Annotated in this window: 8 protein-coding genes; all 8 read right to left on the bottom strand. The window is 54.1% G+C overall.

The window, feature by feature from the left end:
- Positions 1-80: 80 nt before the first annotated feature.
- The 8 genes from HMCN_RS0116190 to HMCN_RS0116160 all read right to left on the bottom strand — a co-directional run bounded on the left by HMCN_RS0116190 (position 81) and on the right by HMCN_RS0116160 (position 8,837).
- The gene (locus tag HMCN_RS0116190; RefSeq protein WP_025918360.1) at positions 81-1,436 is read right to left on the bottom strand and encodes an aromatic acid/H+ symport family MFS transporter; all 1,356 of its coding nucleotides are present in this window, start codon (positions 1,434-1,436) and stop codon (positions 81-83) included.
- Positions 1,437-1,520: 84 nt separating this feature from the next.
- Positions 1,521-1,883, bottom strand: coding sequence for a hypothetical protein (locus HMCN_RS18905; RefSeq protein ID WP_202962681.1), 363 nt, complete (start codon positions 1,881-1,883; stop codon positions 1,521-1,523).
- A gap of 321 nt (positions 1,884-2,204) precedes the next feature.
- Positions 2,205-2,921 (bottom strand): ABC transporter ATP-binding protein, encoded by a 717-nt coding sequence (locus HMCN_RS0116185; RefSeq protein WP_025918359.1) that lies wholly within the window; start codon positions 2,919-2,921, stop codon positions 2,205-2,207.
- Positions 2,914-3,690, bottom strand: coding sequence for an ABC transporter ATP-binding protein (locus tag HMCN_RS0116180; RefSeq protein ID WP_025918358.1), 777 nt, complete (start codon positions 3,688-3,690; stop codon positions 2,914-2,916). Before HMCN_RS0116180 ends, HMCN_RS0116185 begins: the two co-directional genes overlap by 8 nt.
- Positions 3,687-4,739 (bottom strand): branched-chain amino acid ABC transporter permease, encoded by a 1,053-nt coding sequence (locus HMCN_RS0116175; RefSeq protein ID WP_238552216.1) that lies wholly within the window; start codon positions 4,737-4,739, stop codon positions 3,687-3,689. Before HMCN_RS0116175 ends, HMCN_RS0116180 begins: the two co-directional genes overlap by 4 nt.
- 7 nt (positions 4,740-4,746) lie before the next feature.
- On the bottom strand, positions 4,747-5,604 hold the full coding sequence (locus HMCN_RS0116170) for a branched-chain amino acid ABC transporter permease (RefSeq protein WP_025918356.1): 858 nt from the start codon (positions 5,602-5,604) through the stop codon (positions 4,747-4,749).
- A 340-nt stretch (positions 5,605-5,944) separates the two neighbouring features.
- On the bottom strand, positions 5,945-7,147 hold the full coding sequence (locus HMCN_RS0116165; protein ID WP_025918355.1) for an ABC transporter substrate-binding protein: 1,203 nt from the start codon (positions 7,145-7,147) through the stop codon (positions 5,945-5,947).
- A 94-nt stretch (positions 7,148-7,241) separates the two neighbouring features.
- Positions 7,242-8,837, bottom strand: a complete 1,596-nt coding sequence (locus tag HMCN_RS0116160; RefSeq protein ID WP_051567024.1) for a benzoate-CoA ligase family protein — start codon at positions 8,835-8,837, stop codon at positions 7,242-7,244.
- Between the last annotated feature and the right edge of the window lie 227 nt (positions 8,838-9,064).

Here is a 9,064-nt window from a genome sequence, read left to right as displayed (position 1 = left end):
GGGGTATTTTTTTATATCCATTAGTAGTGGCTATCCATGCCATAAAAAAGAATCGGCATTTTTGTTATTGCTTTGAAATTTCAGGATTTACTGTATTCACCAGCCAGTGGAATAGCGCTTCGTGCCATCTCAGAATGCACGGCATTTCTACCCGCCATGGAAATAGCGATACATGCGATTGCGCCTGGCACTGCAAAAGCATAGAAATTAAATTCCAATGGCAGGTTCATGCTTAATAAAGTTCCGCCAAGTATCGGACCTAGAATTGCCCCGCTTCTGCCGACACCGGATGCCCAGCCGATACCCGTGGAACGGATACGGAGCGGATAATACTGCGCCACATAGGCATACAAAAGAATCTGGGTGCCGATTGTAGTGGCGCCTGCAATGGCGACTAATAGATTCAGAACCAGTGTGTTGGTTTTGAAGCCTAAAAGGCTGATCGAACAAGCGGCGAAGATGAAGAATATGGTCAACACGCGACGGGGATGAAACCTATCCGCCAGCCAGCCGCCGCCGACTGCGCCGAAGATCGCACCGATATTCAACACCATCAAAAACATCAGGCTGGACCCGAGGGGATACCCGGCTTTATTCATCAATTTGGGCAACCAGGAACCCAGCGCATACACCATCAGCAGGCACATGAAGAAGGATATCCAGAACATCAGCGTGGTCACAAAGCGGCCATCTTTGAACAGGGCTAGCAAAGGGGCCTGGCTGGATGTGTTGCCGGTCGAATAGTTATATTGCGCCTCTTTTCCCGCCTCATAAGACGGTTCAATGCGGGACAGTATTTTTCCCATGCTGCCATTGCGCTTGGAACGCAGTAAAAAAGCGGGAGATTCAGGCAGAAAATATAAAATAAGCGGCAACAGAATCAACGGCGTTATCGCAACAAAAAATACCGATGACCAGCCATAAGCAGGGATTAGCCAGATACCCAGGCCGGCTGACAACATGCCGCCGATCGAATAGCCACTAAACATAATCGTCACTAAAAGGCTGCGGATTTTTTTAGGCGAATATTCTGTCATCAAGGCAACGACATTGGGCATGACACCGCCGATTCCAAGCCCGGCGATAAAACGGCAAATGCCAAATTCGGTGACATTACTGGCAAAGCCATTAATAAAAGTAAATAGGCTGAATAATGTGACGCAAATTGCGATGACTTTCTTCCTGCCGATTTTGTCGGAAAGCGGACCAAAAATCATCGCACCGAACATCATGCCGAATAAGGCATAGCTTCCCAAGGCGCCTGCCTGTAACGGTGACAGCCCCCATTCCGCCATTAATTTAGGCAAGACAACACCGTAAATAACTAAATCGTAGCCATCGAAAATAATGACTAATGCACACCAAAACAACAATACCCAATGAAAACGATTAAATTTTGCCTCATCAATTAATCTGTGAACGTCGACTTGTCTCATGATCCAGTATCTCCTGGTTATATAAATAACTGATGTTGCACAGCCCGCAGAGTCTGGAGTTCGGCATAGGCTTGGCGGGTTGCTTTAATAAAGAGCTTTGCTCTTAACGCAAAATGATTTGTTTTTGTGTTTCATATTCAGGCACCCCAATTTAAATACGGCATAAATTGACATGAACACATGATTGTTTTGCGTGGTGACCCGGCATGTGGGCGATCTCGCCAGCACAGCGTTAGACTTCAATGATTTGTGAAACACTTCCACTTTCCACCGTTTTTTGTAAAGGGCAGTGATCTCGTCACCATCACACGTCAAATCACTGCGCACCAGATTCGATAAGCCCGTGCATCCGTCTTCGTTCGTAAAGACCTGTCGGACTAAAAACACTGTATTTGCATAACCTTTTAACCAACCGCGCACCGCCTGTTTATCCGCCAATGCCAGCACATCTACTCGATGAAATTGACATAATAACCGTCGGGTCTGTCATTGAATAACCTGAGAATGGTGGATCGCTTAGGAACGCGCAGATTTATTCTGATACTTAAGAAAAATACACTGATGCTATTGATTCTATTTAGTTGTGATTTAATCGACATGATTTAATTTGCAGTTCCTTAGCGCATCGAAATCTACCCTATTGACTGCATCAACGTCGATCCGAACCGCGCTCACCGAGTAACTGCAAGAAAAATCCGTCGCTTGGAGACGAACCAATCGCCTGGCAAAGCAAGCTGATCCGACGAAGGTGGCACCAGCCCAGCAGCATCAAATTCCGAGACTACGTTGCAATAGTTCAGGCTGTTCGACCAGGTCCTTGGTACTGCCGTCGAACACAATCTTGCCTTTGACTAGCAGGATGTTGCGATCGGTGATGGCGGAGACCGCTGCAAAGTTCTTGTCGACAATGATGGTGGCGATGCCAGTAGTGCGGATGGTCTTGATGATGTTCCAGATATCCTGTGCAATCATCGGCGCCAAGCCCTCGGTCGCCTCATCCAAAATTAGTAGCTCGGGGTTGGTCATCAGCGCGCGGCCAATGGTCAGCATCTGCTGCTCGCCGCCGGAGAGTTTCTGACCGCCATGACTCAGCCGTTCGGCCAACCGCGGAAAACTGGCCAGCACCCGCTCGTAAGTCCACTCGCGCCGGCCATTTTTCCCGGCACGGGCTGCCATCACTAGATTTTCGCGCACCGACAGGTTCGGGAAAATGCCGCGCCCTTCCGGCACGTAGGCGATCCCTTGCCGAGCAATCAGATGCGGCTCAGCCCGAGTCATGTCGCGCCCATTGATGTGTACCGCGCCGCGCCGTGGCCGCACATGCCCGATCAGACTGCCAAGCAATGTGGTTTTGCCCATGCCGTTGCGCCCCATCAGGCCAATCGTCTCTCCCGCTCGTACCGTTAAATCGATACCATGCAGGATATGGCTTTCGCCGTAATACGTGTGCAAGCCGTCGGCCTGGATGATCGGGGTCTCAGCCATGGTATTTCTCCTCTGCCGTGGCGTCTTCACTGCCAAGATAGGCACGCTGCACCTGCGGGCTGTTGCGGATCTGCTCAGGGGTGCCCGATTCCAGGATGTTGCCGTTGACCATCACTGTCAACGTCTGCGCCAGCGCAAATACCGCATCCATGTCGTGTTCAACCAACAATACCGCGTGGGTCTGACTGATCTGCTGCAACAACCGCACCATGCTGGCCGCTTCTTCGGCGCCCATGCCGGCCAGCGGCTCGTCGAGCAGCAGCACTTGCGGCCGGGTCGCCAGCGACATCGCGATTTCAAGTTGGCGCTGTTCGCCGTGGCTCAAAGTGCCCGCAGTCACGTCAGCACGGTGCTGCAGTCCAACCGCCTCCAGCGCCTGTTCGGCCGCATGCACGATGGACTGGTAGTAGCTTGCCGGACGAAACGGATTGAATGCATGCGGCTCGCGCGATTGTGCTGCCAGCCGGCAGTTTTCCAACGTGCTGAAAGCGCCGAAAATATTAGTTTTTTGATAGCTGCGACCGATCCCAATTTGCGAGCGCTGCTGCGGCGACATAGCTGTAATCTCACGCCCGTGCAGATGGATTTTGCCGCCGCTGGGTAGGATGTCGCCCGACAGCAGATTGATCAGCGTGCTCTTGCCGGCACCGTTGGTCCCGATCACCGCATGTAACGCACCGGTGACCAGTTGCAGCGACACGTTGTTGACTGCAGTCAGGCCGCCGAAGCGTTTGCTCAAGCCGCTGACGCTGAGTGCAAATTCTGTCATTGCTGCTCCTTGCCTATAGCTGTGCGACCAAACCGGCGCAACAACCCGGCCAGCCCATTTGGCAACAGCAGTACCATCAGTACAATGAAGGTACCCATCGCCAACTGCCAGTGACGGGCCCAGCTGCCGAACAGCACTTCACTGGAAAAAAACTCTTGTAGCAGTACAAACGAAAAGGCGCCAATCACCGCACCATACAGGCTACCCATACCGCCCAGCAAAAGCATCATCAAGACATTGCCAGAATGGTGCCAGGACAGAATTTCCGGGCTGACGAAGCCGAACTGGCAAGCAGCCAGATAGCCGGATAACCCGGCCAGCATACCGGCCAGGACAAAAGCACCCAGTTTGTACCAGAACACATGAAAGCCGAGGGAGCGCATCCGGTGCTCATTGGCCTTGATGCCAAGCAGCGCATGGCCGAACGGCGAACGCAACACCATGCGCAAGATGAAATACACCGCCAGCATCAAGCCGAAAATAAAGTAGTAGAACTGCGCCGGATCATCCAGACTCAACAGTTGGGTTGCGCCCAGCCGTAGTTCCGGCTTGACATACAAATACAGCCCGTCGGAGCCGCCGCCGAGTTTGGTGTCATGAAACAGGAAGTACAGCATCTGCGCGAAAGCGAGCGTGACCATGATGAAATAAATGCCTGATGTGCGCAACACCAGCAGTCCGATCACCAGCGCCAGCAGTCCGGACGCCAGCATTGCCAGCGGCAGCGTGGTCAGCAGGCTGGCCGCTTCGTACTGCGGCGACAGCAGTGCCACCGCGTAGCCAGCCAGCCCGAAATAGGCCGAATGACCGAGGCTGACCAGACCGGTATAGCCGACCAGCAGATCGAGACTGAGCGCGAAGATCGCCATGATCATGATCTTGCTGAACAATTGCAGGTAAAACGGCGAGCCGATCAGTGGAACAAGACCCAGTCCTAGCACTCCCAGCGCCAGCAACAGCGGCAAGGCCCGGGCCGAGAGGCGCCCCCTGCGCGGCGCGGATAAAATCAGCGGCATCGCGGTGGCCGTGGTTTTGGAGGATGTTTGCATGATGTTCTCAAGCTCCCTTGAACAGGCCCTGGGGCCGCCACAGTAAAATCACCGCCATCAGCAGATACACTGCGAAGCCGGAAAATTCGGGTAGAAAGACCTTGCCCAGCGTATCGGTGATGCCGATCATCAGCGCCGCCACCAGCGCGCCCTTGATCGAGCCGATACCTCCAATCACCACCACCACGAAACAGATAATCAGGATCTGGTTACCCATGCCCGGATAAACTGACGACAATGGTGCCGCGATTATGCCGGCAAAAGCGGCTAGCGCCAGCCCAACGGCAAACACCAGGCTATATAGCAGCTTAATATTGATGCCGAGCGATTGCACCATCTTACGGTTGGAACTGCCGGCGCGGATCATCATGCCCAGCCGCGTGCGCTGGATCACCCAGTACATTGCACCGGCGATCAGCAGGCAGGCGCCGGAAACAAACAGCCGGTACACTGGGTAACTAAGGTTATCGGTCAGCGGGATCGAGTAGTTCAATAGCGCCGGAATCGCAACGCCTTGCACGTCGTCGCCGAACAGAATGCTGCGCAACTCCTCGAAAATCAGAATCAGGCCGAATGTCAGCAGCACCTGCTGCAAATGGTCGCGCTGATACAAGCGGCGAAACAATACCGATTCGAGCACCATCCCCAGCAGCAGCACGATCAGCAGTCCGATCGGGATCGCCAACCACAGACTGCCGGTTTGTTTGACGAACCAGTACGCCAGATATGCGCCGATCATATAGAAGCTGCCATGCGCCATATTGATCACGCCCATAATGCCGAAAACCAGCGTCAGTCCGCTGGCCAACAGGAACAGTAGCAAGCCGTACTGGATGCTATTTAAAAACTGGATCAGGAATTCCATATTGCTACGTCCCTAAAAGGAAGTCGATTGCAAAACATGGCCAGAGCGGTGGTTCAGGGCGGTGGCTGCTGGTCATGCGGACGGCACTCACCACTTAAGTAGTCACTAAAATTAGCTGTGGGCGATTGGCTTCCTCTTCCGTGCAGGATGAGGTCGGGATGGAGGTAGTGCATTCGCGCCGCAACCGCTATAACCTGGAGACGCTACCACTACTTGCAGTGTGCCCAGGATTGCAATCCTGGGCACACTGCAAGCGAAGAGTATGCGATCAAAACCCCTACCTCACTGTGAGCCATTCACTCGCAAGGAAGCGGAGCCTCCAGCTTATTTTTCCGGATACTTACGCAGTAATCTTGCAGCCGCGGGCCGGGTCTTCGAGCGCTTTAGCAGCGATGCCGGTAACCTTGTTTTCCTTGCCCACCACCTTGCGTAGGTAGATATCCTGCACTGGGTTGTGCGCGCGTGACAGCGTCCACGGCCCACGCGGGCTATCGATTTTGACCTTTTCCATGGCCGCGATCAGCGCCTGTTTATTGCCGGTATTGCCCTTGACCGCATCAAGGCCATTCGCATACAGCAAGCCGGCATCGTAGCCCTGGACTGCATACACGTCGGGCTGACTCTTGAAAGCCTTGACATACGCCAGCCGAAACGCCTTGTTACGCGGAGTATCAATGCCATCACCATAGTGCAGCGTGGTTTCCAGCCCGATAGCCGCTTCGCCCTGCGCTTCCAGCACGCCGTCGGTCAGGAAGCCGGAGCCATACAGCGGGATCTTGCCCTTCAGCCCGGCTGCCGCGTAATCCTTGACAAACTTCAAGGCGCCGGCACCGGCAAAGAACGCATACACGGCGTCGGGTTTAAGTGAGGCGATCTGCGTCAGCAAGGCCTGGAATTCGACAGTCGGAAACGGCACCCACAATTCCTTACTGACCTTCCCGCCGGACTTGCTCAAGCCTTCGGTAAAGGCGCTCACCGACTCCTCGCCAAACGCATATTTCCAGGCGATCGTGACGATATTCTTGTGGCCGCGTTCGACCATGATCTTGCCCAGCGGATAGGATGTTTGCCAGCTGCTGAACGAGGTGCGGAAAATGTTCGGTGCACACAGCGCGCCGGTTGCCACATTCACGCCAGCGTTCGGGATGATCAGCAGCGTGCCGCTATCGCGCGCAACTTTGACCATACCCATCGCCACCCCGCTATGCACGGTACCGATCATTACATCGACCTTATCGCGCAGCACCAGCTTGTTGGCGTTTTCTGGCCCCTTCGATGGATCCGACTCATCGTCGACGGTAAAATACTCGACTTCGCGACCGCCAAGCTTGCCTCCGCGTTCTGCCACCGCCAGCTTGAAGCCGTTTGTGATCGCGTTGCCCAGCGGTGCGTAGGTGCCGGTATACGGCAGCATCAGGCCGATCCGAATTTTTTCTGTTTGTGCCAGCGCAGCGCTGCCTGGCATAAATAGCCCGGTCGATAACAGGCCGGCAGTGGCCAGCAGCTGCCGGCGATTATGATTAGGGTTCGAATTATCAGGCATGCTTGTCTCCTCATTATTATCAGGGTACTACTGGACCCAGGACGTGAATTCTGTGTTCACTGTTCGCTGGTAATTAGACGCAATTCCTCAGTCACTATTTGTTGTTGGCATGGCGCAGCTTGAAACGCTGAATCTTTCCAGTGGCAGTCTTCGGCAACGTCTCAAGGAATTCGATCCAGCGTGGAAATTTGTACGGCGCCAGATTGTCTTTCACATGCTTCTGCAACACGGCTGCCAGTTCGTCATCCGGCACCAGTCCGGGACGCAACACGACATACGCCTTCGGCTTGACCAGCCCGTCATCGTCGAGATGGCCGACTACCGCCACTTCCAGCACCGAAGGGTGCGCGGCAAGGGTGGATTCAACTTCAAACGGAGAAACATAGATGCCGCCAACCTTCAGCATGTCATCGCTGCGACCGCAATAGGTGAAATAACCGTCTTCGCTTTCGATGTACTTGTCGCCGCTACGGGTCCACTGTCCGAGAAAGGTGTCGCGCGTTTTTTCATTGTTATTCCAGTAACACGATGCGCTACTCGGTCCGCTAATGTGCAGCTCCCCTATTTCGCCCTTAGCGACTTCATTGCCGTCCTCCCCGATTAGGCGCACCGCATAGCCGGGTACGGGCTTGCCGGTGGTACCGTAACGCACTTCTCCGGTGCGATTGGAGAGAAAGATGTGCAGCATTTCGGTGGAACCGATGCCGTCCAGGATTTCGACGCCGGTCGCTGCAGTCCAGCGCTGTCCAATGTCGGCTGGCAATGCTTCGCCGGCTGAGGTGCAGCGACGCAGCCTCAGTTCATCGCGCCGCGGCAAATCCTGGCTGGCCAGCATCATGCCGTACAGGGTCGGCACACCGTAAAAAATGGTTGGCTGGTAGCGGCGCAGTACGCGCGCGACGCTGGCTGCGGTCGGGCGTTCAGCCATCAGCACCGTAGTGGCGCCGACCGCGAACGGAAAAGTCAAACCATTGCCGAGCCCGTATGCAAAGAATAACTTGGCGGCCGAAAAAACGACGTCGCTTTCGCGGATGCCAAGAATCGGCTTGGCATACAACTCGGCGGTATAAATCAAGCTGCCATGCAGGTGCACTGTGCCTTTCGGCGCGCCGGTCGAACCCGATGAATACAGCCAGAAACAGGCGTCGTCTGCCTTGGTTGATACCGCATCGAATTGCGGCGATGCGGCAACCATCAAGTCGGCCATGCGCAGCTTGCCGTGCGCATCCTGCCCCGACACAATGACATGCTTCAGATGTGGCTGGCGGTCCAGGATCGGCTTGAAACTGTCGAACAGCGCTTCTGACACCACCAGCACTTGTGCCCGGCTATCGCGCAGCATGTAATCATAATCCGTGCTGGTGAGCATGGTGTTGACCGCAATCGGTACGATTCCAGCCTTGATCGCACCGAGGAATGCGGTTGGAAAGTCGATCGCATCTTGCAGGCAGAGCAAAACTCTTTGCTCCATGTTGATGCCGAGCGAGGTGAGCGCGCCGGCAAACCGGTTTACACGGGCCGCCAGTTCCGCATAAGTATAGCTGCCATCATCATCATGCACGGCGATTTTGGAACCCCTACCGGCCGCCAGATTGCGCTCAATCAGGTCAGCAGCCGCATTGTAAGGATATGGAAAAGGCCTGGCAGGCAACACCCCTTGGCTAGAATTCGGATCAATATCACACTGCATTTGCCTCTCCCTAAATTAGACCAGAATTTTCCTTCTGATATTTTTATTATGCACTATGATTCACATACTAGAACAGCAGTCGGTTCAAGTCCAGCTAAATTAATGCAATATATTTCATTAATTATTAATTCATGATTTTTGCTGCATGTTTTGTGGCTTGCCAGGCATGATCAACAATACTGACAGCCATTGGACTGCAGTCCTTTTTGATAAAATGGACTCTATCC

It is taken from the genome of Herminiimonas sp. CN (assembly GCF_000622895.1).
Classification (GTDB): domain Bacteria; phylum Pseudomonadota; class Gammaproteobacteria; order Burkholderiales; family Burkholderiaceae_D; genus AVCC01.
The sequence above is the reverse complement of the archived record's forward strand: the minus strand, read 5'-3'. Positions and strand labels throughout refer to the sequence as shown.